A 21605-nucleotide genomic window follows, 5' to 3' on the forward strand; every position below is an offset into this window, starting at 1 on the left:
CAAGGTCAACGCATGGGTCCCATCTATTATTGCCGCCCAGGTATAATTTAGATGGCTTCTAAAAAACTCCCTAAGTCGTTATTTCAGCTGAAAGTGGAAATGGTGATTCATTGCGCGCGTTTGGACATATTTAACCTGATAGTACTTACGGCCTAGGCCTTGAGCTTTGGTCGGCCTGTCGCCGAAACATACCTATCCTGCGAAAATCCGGGACGTATATCCGCCATGCGTTTGCGCGCGGCGGCCATCGGCGGGACATGTCCGAAATGCCCTTGCGCCCCGCCGCCATGGACAGGGGGGGCGTCATTGCCTAAAGTCGCGGCTCCATTTCCGTAATCCAGTTCATGAAGGCGACGGGTTCCCGCGATGCGCTCCTCCCAGTTTTTCCTGCCCACCCTGAAGGAAACCCCGGCGGAGGCGCAGATCGCCTCGCACCGGCTGATGCTGCGCGCCGGCATGATCCGGCAGACCAGCGCCGGCATCTACGCCTGGTTGCCGCTGGGCTGGAAGGTCCTGCGCAAGATTTCGCAGATCGTAAGGGAGGAGCAGGACGCCGCCGGCGCCCAGGAACTGCTGATGCCCACCATCCAGTCGGCGGAGCTGTGGCGCCAGTCGGGCCGCTATGACGATTACGGCAAGGAGATGCTGCGCATCACCGACCGCCACGACCGTGAGCTGCTGTACGGCCCCACGAACGAGGAGATGATCACCGACATCTTCAAGACGTTCGTGCGCAGCTACAAGGACCTGCCGAAGAACCTGTATCACATCCAGTGGAAGTTCCGGGACGAGATCCGCCCCCGCTTCGGTGTCATGCGCGGCCGTGAGTTCCTGATGAAGGACAATTACTCCTTCGACCTGGACGCCGAAGGCGCCAAGCTGTCCTACCGCAAGATGTTCCTGGCCTATCTGCGCACCTTCGCCCGCATGGGGCTGAAGGCCATCCCCATGCGCGCCGACACCGGCCCCATCGGCGGCGACCTCAGCCATGAGTTCATCATCCTGGCCGAGACGGGGGAGAGCGGCGTGTTCTGCCACAAGGATTGGCTGAACCTGGACGTGCTGCAGAACCCGCCGGAGGCCGGCAGCGACCTGAAGGACTTCTTCGCCAAGTACACCAGCATCTACGCCGCCACGGACGAGAAGCACGACCCCGCCACCTGCGAGGTGCCGGAGGATCAGCTGGTCTCCGCCCGCGGCATCGAGGTCGGCCACATCTTCTATTTCGGCACCAAGTATTCCAAGCCCATGGGCGCCGTCGTGGCCGGCCCGGATGGGGAGCCGGTGGCGGTGGAGATGGGCAGCTACGGCATCGGCGTGTCGCGCCTGATGGGCGCCATCATCGAATCCAGCCATGACGAGAACGGCATCATCTGGCCGGACGCCGTCGCCCCCTTCCAGGTCGGCCTGATCAACCTGAAGGCCGATGACGCCGCCTGCGCCACCCTGTGTGACGAGCTCTACGCCAAGCTGACCGCCGCCGGTGTGGAGGCCCTGTACGACGACCGCAACGAGCGCCCGGGCGCCAAGTTCGCCGACATGGACCTGATCGGCCTGCCCTGGCAGCTGACCGTGGGCCCCCGCGGCCTGAAGGCCGGTGTGGTGGAGCTGAAGCGCCGCGCCACCGGCGAGAAGCGCGAGCTGCCGGTCGAGGCCGCGCTGGCCGAGCTGATCAAGGCCTGAACGCCAAGAAACGGGACGCCCGCCCCTTTCCCGTGTGGTAGGGAGCGGGCGCCTTTTTCCGCCCAGAATCATGGGCATCCAATCACGTGCATTGCCTCATCGCCACTTCATCTCGACGGCCGGGCCTTCATGATCTTTTCCGCCTTTGAACGCATGGTCGCGATGCGCTACCTCCGGGCGCGCCGGCAAGAGGGGTTCATCTCCGTCATCGCCGGCTTCTCCCTGCTGGGCATCGGCCTGGGCGTCGCCACGCTCATCATCGTCATGTCGGTGATGAACGGCTTCCGCACCGAGTTGTTGGGACGGGTGCTGGGCCTGTACAGCCATCTGGAGGTGCAGTCCCTGCTGGGCCCCATGCCCGAGAACGACGCCGTCACCCAGCGCCTGCTGACCGTGCCCGGCGTCACCGCCGTCATGCCGACGGTGGAGGGGCAGGCCCTGATCACCCAGGACGGCACGGCCAGCGCGGCTTACGTCCACGGCATCACGCCGGCGGATTTCCGCCGCCGGCCCATCGTCTCCACCCACTTGGTCGAGGGGGCGGCGGAGGCTTTCGGCGCCGCCACCGGCGCCACGGGGGATGAGGCCAACCTGGGCGACGGCATCGCCATCGGTAGCCGCATGGCCAAGCGTCTGAACCTGCATGTGGGCGACCAGCTGCGCCTGGTCAGCCCACGCTTCAATCAGACGGCCTTCGGGTCCATCCCGCGCGCCCGCACCTACCCCGTGGCCGCCATCTTCGACGTCGGCATGTACGACGTGGACAACGGCCTGATCTTCATGCCGCTGTCCGCCGCGCAGACCTTCTTCGGCGTGGCCAACGGCTACACCTCCATCGAGGTGTTCGTGCAGGACCCCACCCACATCGATCCCTACCTGGCCGCCGCCACCCGCGCGGCGGGGCAGCAGTACCGCGTCTATGACTGGCGCCAGCGCAGCGCCGCCTTCGTCAGCGCCATCGACGTGGAACGCAACGTCATGTTCCTGATCCTGTCGCTGATCATCCTGGTGGCGGCGTTCAACGTCATCAGCAGCATGATCATGCTGGTGAAGGACAAGGGGCGGGACATCGCCATCCTGCGCACCATGGGGGCCAGCCGGGGCATGGTCTTGCGCATCTTCTTCCTGACGGGGGCCAGCATCGGCGTGGTCGGCACCGTCTTCGGCATGATCCTGGGCGTGCTGTTCACCAAGAACATCGAGGCCATCCGCCAGTTCCTGCAGGCCATCATCGGCCGCGACCTGTTCAACGCCGAAATCTATTTCTTCACCCAGATCCCGGCCAAGCTGGACTGGATGGAGGTGACGCAGGTGGGCGTCATGGCCCTGTTCCTGTCCTTCGCCGCCACCGTCTACCCCTCCTGGCGGGCCGCCCGCCTCGATCCGGTGGAGGCCCTGCGTTATGAGTGACCTGTCCGTGATGGAAACCATGCCCCTGCCGGCAGCCGGCGACACCGTCCTGGAACTGTCCGGCGTCGTGCGCCGCTTCCAGCAGGCGGGGGCGGTGCTGGAGGTGCTGCGCGGCGCCGCCTGTTCGGTGCGCCGGGGGGAGATCGTGGCCCTGGTGGGGCCCAGCGGCGCCGGCAAGTCCACCCTGCTGCACATCGCCGGCCTGCTGGAGCATGCCGACGGCGGCGTCATCCGCATCGACGGCCGCGACGCCGCCACGCTGGATGACGCCGGCCGCACCGCCCTGCGGCGGGAGACCATCGGCTTCGTCTACCAGTTCCACCACCTGCTGCCGGAGTTCAGCGCGGAGGAGAACATCATCCTGCCGCAGATGATCGCCGGCGTGCCCAAGGCCGCGGCGCGCGAGCGGGCCAAGGAGTTGCTGGCCCAGGTGGGTTTGGCCGCCCGGGGCGGCCACCGCCCGGCCCGCCTGTCGGGTGGCGAGCAGCAGCGCGTGGCCATCGCCCGCGCGCTGGCCAACCGGCCCAGCCTGCTGATCGCCGATGAGCCCACGGGCAACCTGGACCACCACACTTCCGACGACGTGTTCGCGCTGCTGACCCGCCTGGTGCGGGGCAGCGGTACTGGGCCGGGGGGAACAGGGACGGCTTCGGCGCCTTGGTCGCCACCCATAACCTGGACCTGGCGGCGCGCATGGACCGGGTGGTGGAGCTGCGCGACGGCGTGCTGGTGGAGTCTTGAGCCAGCAGACCCTAGACCTGCCACCGGGGGACCTGCCGCCGGGCTTCGACCCCGACGCCGCCTGGCGCTACCACGGCCGCGACTGGTACCGCGACCGTGATGCCCCGGCCGAGCGGGTGGCGGGCCCGGCGCTGACCAAGGCGCTGGAGTTCGACGGCCGCGCCTACCTGCTGACCCTCACCGCGCCCGCCGGCGGCGGCACCTTGGTGATGGGCATGGACAGCGACGACCCCCTGATCCTGGCGCGCGCCCAGCGGGTGGCGTTGCGCATGCTGGGCCTGACGCCGGCGCTGGCCGATGCCGCCGCCGGACTGGAGGCGCGGGCGGACCACGACGCGACGACGGCGCGCCTAGTGGGCAACCGCCGGGGCTACCGCCCGCCCCTGGCGGCCACGGTGTTCGAGGCGCTGGCCTGGGCCATCATCGGCCAGCAGATCAACCTGACCTTCGCCAGCGACTTGCGCCGCCAGCTCATCCTGCTGGCCGGCCGGCCCCACCCCTCGGGCATGATCGCGCATCCGGACGCGGCGGCGGTGGCGGCCCTGGATCCGGCGTTGCTGACCGCCCGCCGCTTCTCCCGCTCCAAGGCGCGCTACCTGATCGAAGCCGCCCAGGCGGCGATGGACGGCCGGCTCGACCTGGCCGCGCTGGAGCGGTTGGACACCGACCCCACAGGAGAGGCGGCGGCCGAGGCGGCCTTGCTGGCCCTGCGCGGCATCGGGCCGTGGACCACCAACTACGTCCTGATGCGCGGCTGCGGCCTGCCCGACCGCGTGCCGGTGGGCGACGCCGGCCTGGCGGCCGCGCTGCAACGCTTCCACGCCATGGACCGCCGCCCCACGGCGGAGGAGCAGGCCACCCTGATGCGCCCCCACGCGCCCTGGCGCAGCCTGGCCACCGCCCACCTGTGGGCCAGCCTGGCCTGAGGCGCGCCAGCGGCCGCTGGCTGCGGCGGGATGTCGCGGATGAGCCAAGCGGTGGAGTCGCCCATGCCGCGGACCACGCCCCATGCTTGTTGGCTATGCGCAAGTTTGCAATATAGAGGCGAAATTCAATGTCCGGAACTCGCTTCCCATGCCGCATCACCGCCTCATCGCTCTGGTCTTCTCCCTTTCGCTCCTGTCCGGGGCCGCTTCGGCCGGGCCTGAGGATTGCCACCTTCAGAAGGTCGCTGAATTGGCGGTGCGTCTGGATAGCGGTCGGCCGGAGGTGGACGGAACGCTGAATGGTCGGCCCATCCGTGTCGCCGTATCCACCGGCAGTTCGAAAACCACGCTGACGGAAGCCGCGGCTGAGCGGCTGGGGCTAGAGGTGACGCACCTGCCCATGGCCCGTGTGGTGCTCACGCCGGGTCGTGGCTTGCGGGAGATCGGGGCCGTTTCGGTGGACAACCTGACCGTGGGCGGCTGGCAAGCGGATCATCTGAAGCTTCAGGTGGTGGCCATGGGCGCCGGGGGTGTCGACCTCGTCCTTGGACAGGACGTCTTTTCCCAGGCCGATGTGGAACTGGACTTCGCGCACAATGCCGTCCGCTTCTTCCAGGCACAGGGATGCGAGGGCGTGCCCCTGGCCTACTGGGCGGACACCTACGCCGAGGCGGGCATGCAATATTCCCAGGATCCCCGCCGCCGCTTCAGCAACCGCGTTTGGGTGCGGCTCAACGGGCATGAATTCCTGGCCCGCCTGTCGACCGGGACACGTTACAGCACGCTCAGCGACACCATCGCTCACCAGCAGGGTGTTTATGAGGGCGATCCCGGCGTCACCAAGCTTGCCATGATCGGGCCGCAAGAGAGCGAGAAGTACCCATTGTCGGTAGGTACCTTCAACAGCCTGGCCATCGGGGATGAAACGCTGAACAATGTGAAGCTGCGATTCACCCGCTTCAACCCCGACTTCCAGTCCGACGTGGGGCGGCACGCGTGGGGCCTTATCCTGGGCATGGACTTCATTAAGTCGCACCGCATCTTCATCGCCAACAGCCAGGACAAGATCTATTTTACCAACGTTTCCCGGCCCATTTTCGATACGCAGACGCCGGATACCGAAGTGACGCCTGAGCGCTGAGCCCGTCGTCCCTGATTCCAAGGATCGCCCCCATGCGCCCCATCTCCAGCATCGTTTCCGCCGCCGCCCTGGCCCTTAGCCTGGCCGCCGCCCCGGCCCTGGCGGGCTCGGCGGATTGCCGGCTGAACCCGGTGGGGGAACTGCCCATCCATCTGGAGAACGGCCTGCCCATCGCCGACGGCCTGCTGGATGGCAAGCCGGTGCGGGCGCTGGTCGACACCGGCACCACCCGCCATCTGGTGTCGGTGCAGGCGGCCCGGCGGCTGGGCCTGGACTTTCAGGAGCGCACCGTGCGCGGCGTGAACCTGGGTCAGGGGGACTGGCGCAAGGCCGGCACCATGAAGGCCGACACGCTCAGCTTCGGCCCCTGGCAGGGCAGCGGCTATCGCCTGCAGCTGGTGGACGCGGGCGATTTCGGCGCCAATGTCGATATGGTGCTGGGCCAGGACCTGTTCGTGCAGGCCGATGTCGAGCTGGACATGGCGCACAACGTCATTCGTTTCTTCCGCCCGGCGGACTGCGATGACACGCCGCTGGCCTACTGGGCCCAGACCTATTCCCAGGCCACGCTGCGCTCCCACGGGTTCGGCAGCTATTCCGTCAGCCGCGTGGTGGTGCAGCTGAACGGGCTGGAATTCTGGGCGCGGCTGGACACCGGCGTGCGCACCAGCACGGTGCTGACCCGCCTGGCCCACCGCGTGAACGTGCGCGAGGACAGCCCCGGTTCGGCGCCGGGGCCGGAGCGGCGGGACATCGGCCGCACGCCGGTGCCCACCTGGATCGGCACCTTCGACACACTGGCCGTGGGGGACGAGACCATCCGCAACGCCCGCCTGTCGGTGGGCGACTATTACAATCTGGGCGTGGAGCGCGACGGCAGCCTGGCCATGGTGCTGGGCATGGACTTCATCCGGTCGCACCGCATCTTCATCGCCAACAGCCAGGACAAGATCTACTTCACCAACGTGGCCAAGCCGGTGTTCGGTCCATCCGGAACCTGAGCCGGGGCAAGCGGAAGACGGGGGTTTTTCGATGCGGGATATTGGGTCGCGCCGGCGCGGGGGCGTTCGGCGATGGGGGGTGCTTGCCCTGATGGGCGTGATGGCGTTGCCCGGCGTGGTGTTGTCGCGCGCGGCCCTGGCGGATGCCGCCGACTGCCATCTGAACAAGATCTCGGAGCTGCCCGTGCGGCTGGAACGTAACCAGCCTATCGTTGAGGCCACCGTCAACGGCACCGCCGTGCGCGCCCTGCTGGACACCGGGGCCGAAATGACGGTCCTGTCCCAGGCGGGGGCGGAGCGCCTGGGCCTGGAGGTCAGCAGCCAGCACAAGCTGGGGGGGATCGGCGGCACCGCCGCCATGGGGCAGGTCAAGCTGAAGAAGTTGTCGGCCGGCGACTGGTGGGCCGACGCGCCCATGGTGCACGTGGTGCAGAACGACAATTTCGGCCCGGACGTGGAGATGATCCTGGGCCAGGACATCTTCGCCCAATACGACGTCGAGCTGGATTTCGCCAACGGCGCGGTCCGCTTCTTCGAGCCCAAGGGTTGCAGCGGCGTGCCGCTGGCCTATTGGGCGCAGGATTATGCCGAGGCGGCGCTGCGGCCAACCTTGCCGCTGGGCCACCGCGACATCCAGGTGCGCGTCGCGCTGAACGACCGTGAGACCTGGGCCCTGCTGGACACCGGCTTCACCCACAGCTCGGTCCTGTTGCGCACCGCCCATCTGGCCGACGTGCATGAGGATGGGCCCGACGTGGCCGTGGGCACCGAGTTTCACGGCATCGGCAAGAAGCACGTGCCCACCTGGATCGGCACCTTCGCCAGCTTCACCATCGGGGATGAGACTGTGCGCCGGGTGCGCCTGAACGTGGGCGATTTCGCCGTGTTCGGCGAGCCCGACCGCGTCAACGCCATCGGCATGTTCCTGGGGGCCGATTTCATCAAGACCCACCGCATCTACATCGCCAACAGCCAGGGCAAGGTGTTCTTCACCAACGTCGGCCGCCCCGTGTTCGCCCCCCGCACCAGGGACGGCGACGCCGTGAAGGCCACCGACGCCAAGGCCCCGGCGGCGAATTGACCGCCCGTCCCACGCCCTGGCGGTGGCGGGGCCGTCGTGGCAGGGTGGGGTGGTGAGGAAATGGTTGGTGGTGCAAAATGGGCGTGATGTCGGCGGACGTGGGCCGGAGCCGGTGGCACCAGGTGATGACGGTGGTGCGGGTCGCCAGCGGCAATTTCCTGGAAATGTACGATTTCATGGTGTTCGGCTATTTCGCCGGCGCCATCAGCCGCGCTTATTTCCCCAAGGGCAGCGACACCGCCGGCTTGCTGCTGACCTTCGCCACCTTCGGCGCCGGTTTCCTGATGCGGCCCATCGGCGCACTGGCGCTGGGCGCTTATATCGACCGCAAGGGACGGCGCGATGGGCTGTTGCTGACCCTGGGCCTGATGTCGGTGGGCACCATCACCATCGCGCTGATGCCGGGTTACGCCACCATCGGCCTGCTGTCGCCCCTGCTGGTGCTGCTGGGCCGGCTGGTGCAGGGCCTGTCGGCGGGGGTGGAGCTGGGCGGCGTCTCCGTCTACCTGTCGGAGATCGCCACCCCGGGCCACAAGGGTTTCTACGTCAGCTGGCAGTCGGCCAGCCAGCAGGTGGCGGTCATGGTGGCCGCCCTCATCGGTGTGGCGCTGACCTTCTACCTGCCGCCCGACACCATGCAGGCCTGGGGCTGGCGCATTCCCCTGGTGGTGGGCTGCCTGATCGTGCCCTTCCTGTTCCATATCCGCCGGTCCCTGACCGAGACGGAGGTTTTCCTGGCGCGCAAGCACCGGCCCACGGTGGGGGAAATCCTGGCCTCGCTGGCGGCCAACTGGGGCGTGGTGCTGACGGGCGTGGGCCTGGTGCTGATGACCACCGTGTCCTTCTATTTCATCACCGCCTACACCCCCACCTTCGGCCGCGACGCCCTGCACCTCAGCGACATGGACGCCCTGCTGGTGACCCTGGCCGTGGGCGCTAGCAACCTGCTGTGGTTGCCCCTGTCCGGCGCGCTGTCCGACCGCATCGGGCGCCGGCCCATTCTGGTGACCTGCACCGTGCTGGCCTTGGCCACCGCCTACCCGGCGCTCGGCTGGCTGGCCGATGCGCCCAGTTTCGGCCGCCTGCTGGGGGTGGAGCTGTGGTTGTCCTTCCTCTACGCCTGCTACAACGGCGCCATGGTGGTCTACCTGACCGAGATCGTGCCCGCCGCCGTGCGCACGGCGGGCTTCTCCCTCGCCTACAGCCTGGCCACGGCGGCCGGCGGCTTCACCCCCTTCGTCAGCACCTACCTGGTGAAGCACGGCGGCAACGCCGCCATGCCGGGCCTGTGGCTGTCGGCGGCGGCGTTCTGCGGTCTGGTCGCCGTGCCCGTCAGCGCGCGCTTCGCCAAGCGGCATGCTGAGGGGTGAACGATGGCGGCGGAGGAGGCGGATGATGTGTTCCAGCCATCAGGGGACGGCTACGTTTTCCGTAAGGGCTTGACCGGTCCGGCAATCCGCGTGACGGCGTCGGAGCGGGCCGTGCTGATGTTCCGATATGAACGCCGGCGACGCACACGTTCCATCGCTCTCGCTTGCGCGGTCGTTGCTTACCCGGTCACCATCGCCCTGCTGACGTTGATCGGCATCATCAGCGGAGGGGCGGTGGGCCTCTGGGCCCTGTGTGGGCTTTTGCTGTTGGCTTTCGGCTTGGCGGCGGTTGAGGCAGGGCCGCTGGCCATGGTGGAGCGCGCCTTCGGCGACCGACAGCCGGAAGACGCCGGCCCTCCTCCTGAGGCGGTGCAGCGGGAAATGTTACGGCGGCGGCCGTGGTGGCAGATCGTGGTCCTGCTTCTTCAGCCCTTGGCCTTCACGGTTTGGGCACATGGGAAGCCCGGGTTGGGGCCGTCGTGGCGATTGGGGGCGGACGCCCTCGCCATGCTTTCCCTGATATTGATCGCCGTGCTGGCGTTGTGCAAATGGCGGGCCGACCAAGGGGGGTAGGCTACCGCCCCCGCGCCAGCCACACGGTGTGCCGGCCGCAGTCCGGATCCTCGGCGCGATACGCCACGACGTCGAAGCCGTGCGCCCCCAGCAGGGCGCGGTATTCGGCCGGGTCCAGGCTGGCGTGGTACAGCGGTTCGCCGGCATAGCGGCCCATGGCCACGCCGTGTCGCGGGCCGCTGGTGAACATCAGCGCGGCGCCCGGCAGGGCGTGGCGCTGGAACACGGCGAACATGGCCCGCTGGTCGTCGAAGTCCAGGTGGAAGAAGCTGTTCCAGGCCAGGATACCGGCATATCCCTGGCCCAAATCCAGGGCGCGCATGTCGGCCAGCCGCCAGTCCTGCCCCGGCATGCGGGCGCGGGCCAGGTCCAGCAGGGCGGGGGCGCTGTCCACGCCGGTGACGGCGCGGCCCCGGGCCATCAGGTAGCTGGCCATGGGGTCCCCGCCACCACAGCCCAGATCCAGGATCGGTCCGGGGGGCGCCACGGCCAGGAAACGGTCCAGCCAGGGGCCCTCCATGTCGGGGCGGTGGCGCTGGCTGGCCTGGCGGTCGGCCTCCCACGCCAGGCCGTGGCGCCGGTACAGGTCGATGATGCGGTCGGCGTCGTCGTCCACGGGGCAAATCCTTGCGACCTGTTTCAACCTGGCCCATCCAGCGATAGGCCAGGTGCAAGGGCGGCGCAAGGATGCCGGTGCCGGTCAGGCCGCGCGCACCGTCGCCAGGAACTCCGCCACCTCCCGCCGCAGATGTTCGGACTCGGTCGACAGGCTGTGCGCGGCGGCCAGCACCTGTGTGGCGGCCGCCCCGGTTTCCCCGGCGGCCTGGGTGACGCTGGCGATGGTGCTGGACACCTCGCTGGTGCCGGCGGCGGCCTGGGTGATGCTTCCGGCGATGTCGTTCGCCGCGGCGCTCTGCTGGTCCACGGCGGCGGAGATCGCGGCGGCGATGCCGTTGATCTCCCCGATGGTGTCGGCGATGGCCGATATGGATAGGCCGGCGGCGTTGGAGGCGCGCTGGATGTCGCCGACGCGTGTCGCCACTTCCTCCGTGGCCCTCGCGGTCTGGGTCGCCAGGGCCTTGACCTCGCTGGCGACGACCGCGAAGCCCTTCCCCGCCTCGCCCGCGCGGGCGGCCTCGATGGTCGCGTTCAGCGCCAGCAGGTTGGTCTGGCTGGCGATCTCGTTGATCAGCGCCACCACGGCGCTGATGTCGGCGGCGGAGCCCTTCAAGGTGGTCACCGTTTCGACCGTCTCGCCAGTGGTGGCGACGGCGGCCGACGCCACGGTCGAGGACCGGGCCACCTGGCGGCCGATCTCGCTGATCGAGGCCGACAATTCCTCGGTCGCGCTGGCCACGGTGTTGACGTTGGCGGCGGCGATGTCGGCGGCGCCGGCCACCGTCTGCGACTGGCGGCTGGTTTCCTCGGCGGTGGCGGCCATGCTCTGTGCCGCCGCCTGCATTTCCGTGGCCGCGCCGGCCACGGCGTCGACCACGCCCTTGACGGAGCTTTCGAAACGAGAGGCCATGCCCAGCAACGCGGCCTTGCGCCGCGCCTCGGCCTCCTGCTTCTCGCGCGCCGCGGCCTCCTCCATGGCGCGGACGCGCAGGGTGCTTTGCTTGAACGCCTCGGCGGCCTGGGCCAGGTCGCCGATTTCATCCCGGCGTCCCAATCCCCGCACCTCGACGGCGGTATCTCCCGCCGTCAGCCGGGACATGACGGTGATGATGCCGCCGATGCCCCCGGTCACGGACCGGACGACGATGACCGCGAGGATGATGCCGCCGACGATGCCGAGCGCGCTGATGCCGACGGTCAGGATCATGGTGCGGCTGAAGCGCGCCACCGACTCGTCGAAAATCCGTTTCGCTTCGTTGACCTGCAGGGCGATCAGCGGCCCCAGGCGCTCCATCACCTGGTCGAAGGCCTCCCGGTCCTGGGTGTCGCCGCCGGCCAGTCCCCGATACGCCGTGTACGCCGGCTCGAACGCCCGCGCCAGGCCGGCTTCCTCCGGCGTCAGGTAGGTCGACATGTAATGTGACCAGGCCGCCTCCATGCCCCTGTCGGCGCTGGCGGCCGTCGTGCCGGCACCGCGCGCGGCGCGCAAGCGGTACAGGTTGTCCTGAACGGCGGTCAGGTCGGCCAGCGCGACCGTGCGATCCTCGTAGACGCTCTTGAGGTCCTGGTTGGTGGTCCAGGCGCCGTGCAAGCCCATGGCGCCGGATAAAACGGCGACCAGCGCCAAGCAACCCACCAGCAAAGTGAGGCGAACCCCAATCTTCACGTTATTCAGCATCGCAGAACGGTCCCTCGAATATTCATTCGTTGAACTCTGCGGCCCGGACTCTGAAGCGATGCTTAACGAAGTACCCAAAAGGCGCACGCGAAGGGATAGTGTTAGTTTGGCGGATTAATCACTGGGCCGCGTCGCTGATGCCCTGATCGGGGGTAAGGTCTATTGGGTACATCTGGCGGACAGGGGGCACGCCGCCACCGACGGATGGCGTGTGCTGAAGATAGAGCTGTAATAATTTAACGAAATATCGACCGATGGTTGTGGTCTGCTGGTTCCCGACCAGGCGCCCCCAGAGGCGTCGATTTGGCGGGAGGGACCCTTCATGTCGATTTCACCCTACACGATGTATCTCGACCAATCGGCCCATCTGGACTGGGACTGGCTTTACACCTTCGAGCAGAACTTCTGGTACTACAAGTACGGCCAGGGGGTGAAGGCCATCCTGGACCAGGCCATCACCAACGTGTCGGCCCCCACCGTCGATGGCGTCACCTATTACTACACCATCTGCGAGATGGGGTATTTCAAGCGCTACATCGATGTCTCGCCGGAGCAGGTGGGCGTCTTGCAGGCGGTGTTGGAGAATGGCGACACCTTCCAGGTGCTGGGCGGGGGCATCACCTCGCCCGATTGCCTGGTGTGCGCGGGCGAGGCTTTCCTGCGCAACTACCTGATGGGCCATGTCTGGCTGTCGCAGGCGCTGCCCTTCATCACGCCCAAGCCGCACTGCTGGATCCCGGATGATTTCGGCCAGGATCCCGAGCTGCCGGTGTTGACCCAGGCGCTGGGTTTCACCGGCATCGGCTTCTCCCGCCTGCCGGGCAGCAACAGCAGTTGCCCAGTGCCCGATCCGATCCAGTCGCCGGCGGGCCAGGACTGGCCGGCCACCCATTTCGACTTCACCTGGCAGGCCTCGGACGGGTCGACCGCCATCACGCATTGGATGCCCGACAGCTACGCCTTCGGCAACCAATTGGGCAGTCCCGCCCAGGCCACCCAAATCTCGCTGTTCACCAACGCCTATTTGCCGACCCAGGACAGCGACCCGGTCCAGTACGGTGCGGCGGCCACCCCTTATCTCTACATCCCCATCGACAACGATTTCAGCATGCCGCTGACGGGGCTGCCGGCGGCCGTCACTCAATGGAACGATAACCAGGTGGCCGGCGGCGGCGCCCAGGCGACCAACGTCGAGGTGACGCTGGGTACGTTCGACACCTTCATCACCCAGTTGCGGCAGAACCAGGACAGTTATCCCCTGCCGCTGCTGGCGCCCTACAACGGCACACCATACTGGACCGGCTATTACGCCAGCCGCATGGCGTTGAAGACGCTGCACAACCGCGCGCTGCGCGCGCTGGTGGCGGCCGAGGTGTTCGGCCTGCTGACCCGGCCCAACGACACCGGCTACAACAACGCCCTGCCCACCGGCTTCTGGGATGACCTGGCGGCCGCCTGGATGGCCTTCCTGCCCAGCACCCACCATGACTACGTCTGCGGCACCGCCAACGACGCCGTCTACGCCACCGAACAGCTGCCCCTGCTGCGCGGCGTGGCGGGGACCGCCGCCGGCCTGCGCGCCACGGCCCTGAACGCCCTGGCCTCGATGATGGCGCCCAGTGACGAGACCTATCCCGTGCTGGTGGCCAATTCCCTGGGCTTCGCCCGGACGGGCCTGGTCGCCATCCCGGACGTGGCCGTACCCAACCTGGGCCACGTGACCTTCGGCACCACCCAGGGTGCCGCACAGATCTCCTCGGATGGGGAGATGCTTTTCATGGCCACGGTCGACAGCCTGGGCTATGACGCCACCGGCAGCCTGTCCGCCGGCGCACCCGACAAAGGGGCCACCCGGAACGGGACGTCCGCCGTGAGCATCACGTGCGCCACCGACGGCAGTTATGTCCTGCAGAACGATTACCTGATCGCCACCATCTCGCCCGCCGCCAACTGGGGCATCGAATCGCTGGTCGACCAGTCCACCAGCACCGACATCCTGTCCGGCACGGGCAACGACATCGTCTTTTACGCCGACGGCGGTGGCCTCTACCAATTCGGCGACGAATATGTGGACGGCGACTATCCTTTCCACGTTGACACCGGCGTCACGGTCGCCACCTCCGGCCCGTGCCTGGGCGCCGTGATGCTGGAGACGGGGCCCGTGCGGGTGCGGCTGCGCACGGTCGTGGCCTACACGGTCAGCGGCGCCACGGTGCGCTATACCCGCGATTATGAACTGGTGGCCGGGGAACCCTTCCTGCGCATGGTCACCACGGGGCCGGCGCCCTCCCTTTATTCCGTCATGACCCGCTTCCCCCTGTCGGCGGCGGTGACCGGCCTGGTGCATGGCACGCCCTATCATTGGACCAGCCAGCAGCCGCTGCGGAACGGCAAGGGCCAGCCCTTCTGGGGACCGCCCACCTTCCAGGCCACCCACAACTTCGTGCTGCCCCAGGACCAGGCGGGCGACACGCTGGCGGCCCTCTATCACGGCGGCATTCCGGCGTGGGCCTTCGACGCGGACGCCGCGCTGATCAGCTGTCTGGCGCGCAACACACCCACCAGCGGCGGCCACGGCGCCGACGGGACGGATACCGCCGTCCACACCCAGGCCTATGCGCTGCGGGTGCCCGGTGGTTTGGGCACGCCGGAAAGCGGCGCGCCCTTGCAGGAGGCGCTTTCGTACAACACGCCGCTGCAGGGCGCCCTGCTGCCCAGCAAGACCGGGGTCACCAAGGGCCTACCCAGCCGGGACAGCGTCGCCGCTGTCACCGGCGGCACCGCCATCCTGACCGTGGCCAAACCCGGCAGCTTCGCCGCCAACGCGGACAGCGTCGTGCTGCGCCTCTACACACCCGCCAACCAGTCGCAGGATGTCACCCTGTCGCTGGGGGCCGGTCTGGCGCCGACGCAGGCGGTGGCGGTCACGGCGGCGGAGGGTGCCTGGCCGGGGCCGAACCAGGGGGTGGCGCTCACCGGCGGGACTGTCACCCTGACGATGACCAACGCCCTGGCCACCGTGCAGCTCACCTGAGGACGGCCGCCCTCCTTTGGTGGTCACCCCAGCGGCAGCAGCAACTGCGCCTTCAGGCCCGGGCGGTTGTCGTCCAGCACCAGGGTGCCGCCATGGCGTTGGGCGACGGCGTCCACCAGGCTCAGGCCCAGGCCGCTGCCGGGGCGGGCCTGGTCGCGTTCCAGGCGGAAGAAGCGTTCGCGCACCCGCTCGCGGTCTTCCGCCGGGATGCCGGGGCCGTTGTCGGCCACGGTGATGCGTACCCGGGTGGGGCCATCGCTGGCCACGGTCAGGCTGACGTGGCCGCCCTCCGGCGTATACTTCAGGGCGTTGTCCAACAGGTTGGCCAGGGCCTGGCCCAGCAGCTGGCGGTTGCCTTGGACCATGGCGGCCGGGCCGGTCGCCTCCACCGCCATGGTGAAGGTGATGCCCTGGTCCTCCGCCACCGCGTCGTACAGCTCCCCGGTGCTGAGCGCCAGGGTGTCCAGTTGCACCGGGGCGATGGGCAGGTTGCCACCCGATTCCACCTCCGCGATGGCCAGCAGGGCGCGGAAGGTGGCCAGCAGGTGGTCCACCTCCTCGATCGCGGCCTCCAGCACCTCGCGCGGGTTCTCCACCGTGTCATGCATCAGGGCCAGTTCCAGGCGCGTGCGCAGGCGGGTGAGGGGGGTGCGCAGGTCGTGGGCGATACCCTGGCTGACATGGCGGATGCCGGCCACCAGCGCCTCGATGCGGTCCAGCATGGCGTTCAGGGTGTGGGCCAGCTGGTCGAACTCATCGCCGCTGCCCGTCAGGGGCACGCGGCTGACCAGCATGCCCTCGCGGATGGCCTCCGCCGTGCGGGTGACGCCGTCCAGGCGGCGCAGCCAGACGCGGCTCATGGCCAGGCCGCCGACCAGGCCCAGCACCAGGGCCAGGCCCATGCTCCAGCCGATGACCCGCTCCAGCCGCTCGCGCAGCACACGCACCTCGCCCAGGTCGCGGCCCACCAGCACGCGATAGCCGCCGGGCAGGACCGCGATCAGGGCGCGCACGTCGCCGGGCCGCACCTGGCCGGTGCTGGGATCCTTCACCGGCAGGTTGGCCCAGCCGGCCTCATCCACGCCCTTGGGCCAGAACTGGTTGCCAGCCAGGGTGGCGCCCGAGCCCGCCGATAGGATGTAGATGGAGGAGGCGTTGCCCATGCCGCGTTCGTTCACCGCCTCCGCCAGGCTGGCCATGCCGCCGGTGCGATAGCGGTCGGCCAGGGCCTGCATGTCCTCGCGGATGCCGGTGTCGGCCTGGCCCGCCAGGAAGCCCGCCGTGGACCAGTAGATCAGCCACAGCACCAGCAGGACGGAGCCGATGAACAGCCCCAGGTAGATCAGGGCGAAGCGGAAGGTGGTGGTGCGCAGCAGCCGGCCCAAATGGCGGTGCCGGTCGGACGACAGGTCGACGCCCGCCGCCTCCCCGGCCGGACGTTTCAGGGACGTAAGCAATACCCGGCCCCCCGCACGGTCTGGATCAGGGCCTGGTCGAAGCCCTTGTCCACCTTCTGGCGCAGGCGCGCGATGTGCACGTCGATGACGTTGGTCTGCGGGTCGAAGTGATAGTCCCACACCTGCTCCAGCAGCATGGTGCGGGTCACCACGCTGCCGGCGTTGCGCATCAGGCATTCCAGAAGCTGGAACTCGCGCGGCAGCAGATCGATGACCTTGCCGGCGCGCTTCACCGTGCGGGCCAGCAAATCCATCTCCAGGTCGCCCACCACCAGCTTGGTGGCCTGGGCCTGCGGGGCGGCGCGGCGGCGGCCCAGGCTTTCCAACCGGGCCAGCAGCTCGGAAAAGGCGTAGGGCTTGGTCAGGTAGTCGTCGCCGCCGGCGCGCAGGCCGGTCACCCGGTCCTCCACGCTGCCCAGGGCGCTCAGCACCAGCACGGGCGTGTCGTTGCCGGCGGCGCGCAGCAGGCTGACCAGGGACAGGCCGTCGCGGCCAGGCAGCATGCGGTCCACCACCAGGGCGTCGTAATGCTCCGCCCCCGCCAGGTACAGCCCCTGGGTGCCGTCGGGCGCGTGGTCCACGACGTGCCCAGCCTCCTTCAGGCCTTTCAGCATGTAGGCGGCGGCCTGGGCGTCGTCCTCGATGACTAGGATCTTCATGGGGTCGAACCTGGAAGGTGGATAAACAAAGGGCCAGGCGAGGAAGCATCCATCGCCCAGCCCCGTATTGTTTTCAAGAACCCCGGGATGCGTCAGCCCTTGGGCGTCACGGGCAGGGGCAGGAACATCTGCTGGTCACCGCGGCGGACCAGCAGCAGGACGGACTTGCGGCCGTCCTTCTTGGCCTTTTCCACCTGGTTGTTGACGTCCGCCGGCGCCTTCACGCTCTCGTTGTTCACGCTGGCGATGATGTCGCCGGGGCGCAGGCCCAGCTCGTCCTTGCCGGGGTCGACGATGACGACACCCTGGGCGTCGCTGTCCAGGCCCATGCGCTCCCGCGTGCGGTCGTCCAGCTTGCCCAGCTTCAGGCCTGCCACGGAGGCGTTGTCACCCTTGCCGTCCGGCGTGGTGGAGCCGCCGGGGCCGTTGTCCTTGTCGCCGCTGTTGGGCGCCTCGCCCAGCTTCACCGACACGGTGATGGCCTTGCCGGCGCGCAGCACACCCAGGTCCACGGTCTTGCCCGGGTCGATGCCGGCCACGTTGCGGGCCAGGTCGCGCTGGTTGTCGATGGACTTGCCGTTGATGCTCTGCACCACGTCGCCCTGCTTCAGGCCGCCCTTCTCCGCCGGGCTCTTGGGCGAGACGGCGTTGATGATGGCGCCCTTCGGCTCCTTCAGGCCCAGGCTGTCGGCGATCTCCGGCGTGACGGCCTGCAGGGTCACGCCGAGATAGCCGCGCTGCACATGGCCCGTGGTCTTCAGCTTCTCGATCACGGGCTTGGCCACGTTGGACGGGATGGCGAAGCCGATGCCGACCGAGCCGCCGGTGGGCGAGAAGATGGCGGTGTTGATGCCGATGACCTCGCCGTTGGCGTTGAAGGTCGGGCCGCCGGAATTGCCCTTGTTGATCGAGGCGTCGATCTGCAGGAAGTCGTTCAGGTTGGCGGCGTCGATGTCACGGCCGCGGGCCGAGACGATGCCGGCGGTGACGGTGCCGCCCAGGCCGAAGGGGTTGCCCACGGCGATCACCCAGTCGCCCGGGCGCATCTTGTCGCTGTCGCCGAAGGCCAGGGCCTGCAGCGGCTTCTTGGGTTCGACCTTCAGCAGAGCCAGGTCCGACCGCTCGTCCTGGCCCACGATCTTGGCCGGCACGTCGTCGGTCTGGTCCTGGAAGTGGACCTTCACCTCGTCGGCGCCCTCGATGACGTGGCGGTTGGTGACGATGTAGCCGCTGGGGTCGATGACGAAGCCCGAGCCCAGGGCGGATTCGATGCGCGGACGGCCGTTGCCGCCGCGGCCGCCGCCGCCCGGCAGCGCCTCGTCCGGCAGGCCGAAGTGACGCATCATCTCCTGCAGCTCCTGCGGCACCTGCGGCGTCGTCACCTTGTGCGCGGCGGTGATGGTCACCACCGCCGGCGTCACCTTCTCCACCAGGTCGGCGAAGCTGGGCAGTGAGGCGGGGCTGGCGGCATGGGCGGTGATGGCGGCCGGCGGCGCCACCAGGGCGGTGCCGGTCATCAGGCCGATGGCCAGCGCGGTGACGGCCAGACGGGGAAAGCGCTTCTTGGCGGTGCGAACGGTGGGCAGGGAGGTCATGGTCTCAAGCTCGCTTTCACGAAGATATTTCTTGGTCTTTTGGCGTCCGGGACCCGCCCGGGTGGGCCGGGTTCCGTGGGATCAGGTCAGGGAATTGCGGCCGGATTGCGGATCGGCCGGCACGGCTCAGGTGTCGATGGAGCCATCATCGAAACCGCCGTCGTCGGCGCTGTCGTAGCTGGCGTCCTGGTAGCCGCTGTTGTCGTCGCGGCCACCGTTGTCACGATAGGCGTCATCGCGGTAGTTGGCGTCCTGGCGGCCGGAGTTGTAGCGGTCGCCATTCTCGTTGATGATGGTCTCGTTGACGGTGGTGTTGTTGATCACCGTCTCGTCCACCCGGTCGCCGCCGTAGCCGGCACCCCAGGGGGAACCGCCGCCGAAGCCGCCGCCCCCGAGGCCGCCATGGCCGCCCCGGAACAGGGATTCCACCGCGTCGGCCGCCAGCACGCCGCCGGCGACGCCGGCCATGGTCTCGAACATGCCGCGCATGAAGCTGCGGGGCTGGGCGTAGGCGGGCGGCGCGCCGTAGGTGGGCTGGCCGTATGCCGGCTGCGGCGCGGCGTAGGCCTGGCCGTAGGGCGGCTGGGGCTGCTGCTGCGCCGGATAGGAGGACTGGCCCCAGGGGCCGGACGCCTGACTGGCGGGCTGCCCCGAGGGTTGGTTGAACGACGGGCCGCTGGACTGGCCGGTGAAGGGCGGGGGGCCGCCCTGCGGCCGGCTGGGGGCGTTCTGCTGCAGGTCGGCCAGGCGGCGCTGCGCGTCCACCAGCGCCTCCTGCTGGGCCAGCAGGGCCTGGGCCATGATGTAGGGCAGGGCGGGCTGGCGCGACAGCGCCTCACCCACCAGGCGGTCCGATTCAGGGTCGCGGGGCATGCCGTCCAGTCGGGACACACGCGCCAGCAGGGCTGTCAAATCTTCGCGGTCCTTCGGGGTCATGATGGTTCCTCGACTGCTTTCCTTTGTTACCGTCTTAGCACGGCGGCCCAACTAACATGGGGCGATCATCGCCCGCCGCAACGAGGATGATCATGGTCGCGACAGACTTTCCAGCCCGTGGCAGCAGGATTAAGTTTTTTTCATGCGGCGGCGGGCCTAAAGCGATAGGAACACCCCGTCTTTTTGACTTGCCGAGGGTGCCTTCTTGGGGCACGCCGTCTGCCCATGGCCATCATGCTTCCCCTGGCGCCGCCCGCCTACACGCCTGACGAAATGCGCGCCCGCGTCCTGTACCAGGACGCCGACGTCCTGGTCGTGGACAAGCCCTATGGCCTGCCGGTGCATTACGGCACCAAGTCCACCGACCACCTGGAACGCTACCTGCCCTGGCTGGTGGCGGACGGCGCGCCGGCGCCGCGCCTGGCCCACCGCCTGGACAAGGATACCACCGGCTGCCTGGTGCTGGGTCTGAACGAGACGGCGTCCACCCGGCTGGGAAAGCTGTTCCTGGCGGGCCGCGTGGGCAAGCGTTACTGGGCGGTGGTCAAGGGCCGGCCGGAGGCGGCGGAGGGGCGCATCGAGCTGCCGCTGATCAAGCGTCCGGTGCCGGGATGCTCCCGCATGATGGTGGACCATGCGGAGGGCAAGCACGCCCTGACCGAATGGCGGCTCATGGCCACCGGCGCCGATTCGGACGGGCGGATCCTGTCCTGGCTGGAGCTGACGCCGCGCACCGGGCGCATGCACCAGCTGCGGGCCCATTGCGAGGCCATGGGCTGGCCCATGCTGGGCGACCCCATCTATGGCCGTGACTGGCGGGTTGAGGGCGGGCGCGATCCCGCGCCGGCCATCCCACTGCATCTGCATGCCCGCTGGGTGGCCCTGCCCTGGTGGGCCCCGTCGGAATCACCGCTGGAGGCCACGGCGCCGCTGTCCCCGCATCTCGCCGACACTTTCCAGCGCCTGGGATTCGCTGTCGGAAACAACTGACGGGGTCGAAACAACCGACCGAATGCCACGACGGGTTGGCGCGGGGGCGGCGTATAAGCACTGTCGCCGGCGTCGCCTGGCGGCCAAAAGAGAAAAGGTCGGTGGCGTGGCGCCACCGACCCGAGGCTTGGAAGGAATTCAAGACAGGACGGCAGCGGGCCGCCATGGCTTGAGGTAGATCCACTACGCGACCAGACAGGCCAGGACGCCGGCCCGATCTCCGCAGGTACGGGGAACGTCCGCCGGGCAGGGTGGTCTAGAACCCCAGCCCGGGGTACTTGCCGGCGCCGTTCCCGCCCTCTCGGTTGGGGCAGAAGGGACGGGAAGTCGCTCGCGGTCTAGAACGAGCGGGCGCCGGTGCCACCAGCCAAGGAGACGGCGCCGCGGGCGGGGGGTTGGGGCTCCCGCCCGGGGCTGTCGCCGTCTCCATCGGCTGGCGACAAGGGGACATTGCCACGCCAAGCTGACCGCATCCTGACAAGGATGCCGGGCATAACGATTTCCGGGCGTCGTCACATTTTTGCCCTTCGGGCGTGCCATAAGCCGCCGACATGCCCCGCTGGCACCCTGCCGTCCCCGCCGATTCCGACTCCACCGCTTGCTGGAGCGCCCCCTTTGACTGTAGACGGGGCGTTAACCTTCCTGGGATAGGGTTGGCGTCGCGGGGAACGCCATGGGCGCCCGCGGCTTGGCTATTTGGGCGCCGTTTGGC

At 68.5% G+C, this 21605-nt stretch carries 16 protein-coding genes and 1 pseudogene; 11 read left to right on the forward strand and 6 right to left on the reverse strand.

Annotated features, from left to right (window positions below; translation table 11 throughout):
- The first annotated feature begins 366 nt into the window (after positions 1 to 366).
- The 9 genes and pseudogenes from proS (at position 367) to UAJ10_RS23290 (ending at position 9926) form a co-directional block, all read left to right on the forward strand.
- On the forward strand, positions 367 to 1683 hold the full coding sequence (gene proS / locus UAJ10_RS23250) for a proline--tRNA ligase (RefSeq protein WP_322917630.1): 1317 nt from the start codon (positions 367 to 369) through the stop codon (positions 1681 to 1683).
- A 129-nt stretch (positions 1684 to 1812) separates the two neighbouring features.
- Complete coding sequence (locus UAJ10_RS23255) at positions 1813 to 3093, forward strand: lipoprotein-releasing ABC transporter permease subunit (RefSeq protein WP_322917631.1); 1281 nt, start codon at positions 1813 to 1815, stop codon at positions 3091 to 3093.
- A pseudogene (locus UAJ10_RS23260) lies at positions 3086 to 3834 on the forward strand (ABC transporter ATP-binding protein). The gene UAJ10_RS23255 and the pseudogene UAJ10_RS23260 overlap by 8 nt, the downstream one beginning before the upstream one ends.
- On the forward strand, positions 3831 to 4760 hold the full coding sequence (locus UAJ10_RS23265) for a DNA-3-methyladenine glycosylase family protein (protein WP_322917632.1): 930 nt from the start codon (positions 3831 to 3833) through the stop codon (positions 4758 to 4760). The pseudogene UAJ10_RS23260 and the gene UAJ10_RS23265 overlap by 4 nt, the downstream one beginning before the upstream one ends.
- An 82-nt stretch (positions 4761 to 4842) precedes the next feature.
- Positions 4843 to 5901, forward strand: coding sequence for a pepsin/retropepsin-like aspartic protease family protein (locus tag UAJ10_RS23270; RefSeq protein ID WP_322917633.1), 1059 nt, complete (start codon positions 4843 to 4845; stop codon positions 5899 to 5901).
- Between the two features lie 32 nt (positions 5902 to 5933).
- The gene (locus UAJ10_RS23275) at positions 5934 to 6902 is read left to right on the forward strand and encodes a retropepsin-like aspartic protease (RefSeq protein WP_322917634.1); all 969 of its coding nucleotides are present in this window, start codon (positions 5934 to 5936) and stop codon (positions 6900 to 6902) included.
- A gap of 100 nt (positions 6903 to 7002) precedes the next feature.
- Positions 7003 to 7983: a retroviral-like aspartic protease family protein gene (locus UAJ10_RS23280; protein WP_322917635.1), complete on the forward strand. Its 981-nt coding sequence runs from the start codon at positions 7003 to 7005 to the stop codon at positions 7981 to 7983.
- A 77-nt stretch (positions 7984 to 8060) separates the two neighbouring features.
- Entirely contained in the window at positions 8061 to 9353 is a 1293-nt protein-coding gene (gene tcuC, locus UAJ10_RS23285; protein ID WP_322917636.1) for an MFS transporter, read from the forward strand.
- Between the two features lie 3 nt (positions 9354 to 9356).
- Complete coding sequence (locus UAJ10_RS23290; RefSeq protein WP_322917637.1) at positions 9357 to 9926, forward strand: hypothetical protein; 570 nt, start codon at positions 9357 to 9359, stop codon at positions 9924 to 9926.
- Between the two features lies 1 nt (position 9927).
- Here UAJ10_RS23290 and UAJ10_RS23295 read toward each other — a convergent pair whose 3' ends face one another.
- Both UAJ10_RS23295 and UAJ10_RS23300 read right to left on the reverse strand, forming a co-directional pair.
- On the reverse strand, positions 9928 to 10542 hold the full coding sequence (locus tag UAJ10_RS23295; protein WP_322917638.1) for a class I SAM-dependent methyltransferase: 615 nt from the start codon (positions 10540 to 10542) through the stop codon (positions 9928 to 9930).
- Positions 10543 to 10626: 84 nt separating this feature from the next.
- Positions 10627 to 12222 carry a HAMP domain-containing methyl-accepting chemotaxis protein gene (locus UAJ10_RS23300; protein WP_322917639.1) on the reverse strand — a complete coding sequence of 532 codons (1596 nt, stop codon included), beginning with the start codon at positions 12220 to 12222 and terminating at the stop codon, positions 10627 to 10629.
- A gap of 322 nt (positions 12223 to 12544) precedes the next feature.
- Here UAJ10_RS23300 and UAJ10_RS23305 point away from each other — a divergent pair, with 322 nt between their 5' ends.
- Complete coding sequence (locus tag UAJ10_RS23305; RefSeq protein ID WP_322917640.1) at positions 12545 to 15256, forward strand: glycoside hydrolase family 38 N-terminal domain-containing protein; 2712 nt, start codon at positions 12545 to 12547, stop codon at positions 15254 to 15256.
- A gap of 23 nt (positions 15257 to 15279) precedes the next feature.
- On the opposite strand, the gene UAJ10_RS23310 is transcribed toward UAJ10_RS23305, so the two are convergent.
- The 4 genes from UAJ10_RS23310 to UAJ10_RS23325 form a co-directional block, all read right to left on the reverse strand.
- Positions 15280 to 16713, reverse strand: a complete 1434-nt coding sequence (locus UAJ10_RS23310; RefSeq protein ID WP_322917641.1) for a sensor histidine kinase — start codon at positions 16711 to 16713, stop codon at positions 15280 to 15282.
- Entirely contained in the window at positions 16698 to 17372 is a 675-nt protein-coding gene (locus tag UAJ10_RS23315; protein ID WP_322917642.1) for a response regulator transcription factor, read from the reverse strand. The genes UAJ10_RS23310 and UAJ10_RS23315 overlap by 16 nt, the downstream gene beginning before the upstream one ends.
- Before the next feature lie 92 nt (positions 17373 to 17464).
- Entirely contained in the window at positions 17465 to 18967 is a 1503-nt protein-coding gene (locus UAJ10_RS23320; RefSeq protein ID WP_322917643.1) for a Do family serine endopeptidase, read from the reverse strand.
- A 126-nt stretch (positions 18968 to 19093) separates the two neighbouring features.
- A complete protein-coding gene (locus tag UAJ10_RS23325; protein WP_322917644.1) occupies positions 19094 to 19903 on the reverse strand; it encodes a DUF2076 domain-containing protein in 810 nt (269 codons plus the stop codon).
- A gap of 225 nt (positions 19904 to 20128) precedes the next feature.
- Between UAJ10_RS23325 and UAJ10_RS23330 the strand changes: the two genes are divergently transcribed.
- A complete protein-coding gene (locus UAJ10_RS23330) occupies positions 20129 to 20893 on the forward strand; it encodes an RluA family pseudouridine synthase (protein WP_322917645.1) in 765 nt (254 codons plus the stop codon).
- Positions 20894 to 21605: the final 712 nt, after the last annotated feature.

It is taken from the genome of Nitrospirillum guaranorum (assembly GCF_034653275.1).
Classification (GTDB): domain Bacteria; phylum Pseudomonadota; class Alphaproteobacteria; order Azospirillales; family Azospirillaceae; genus Nitrospirillum.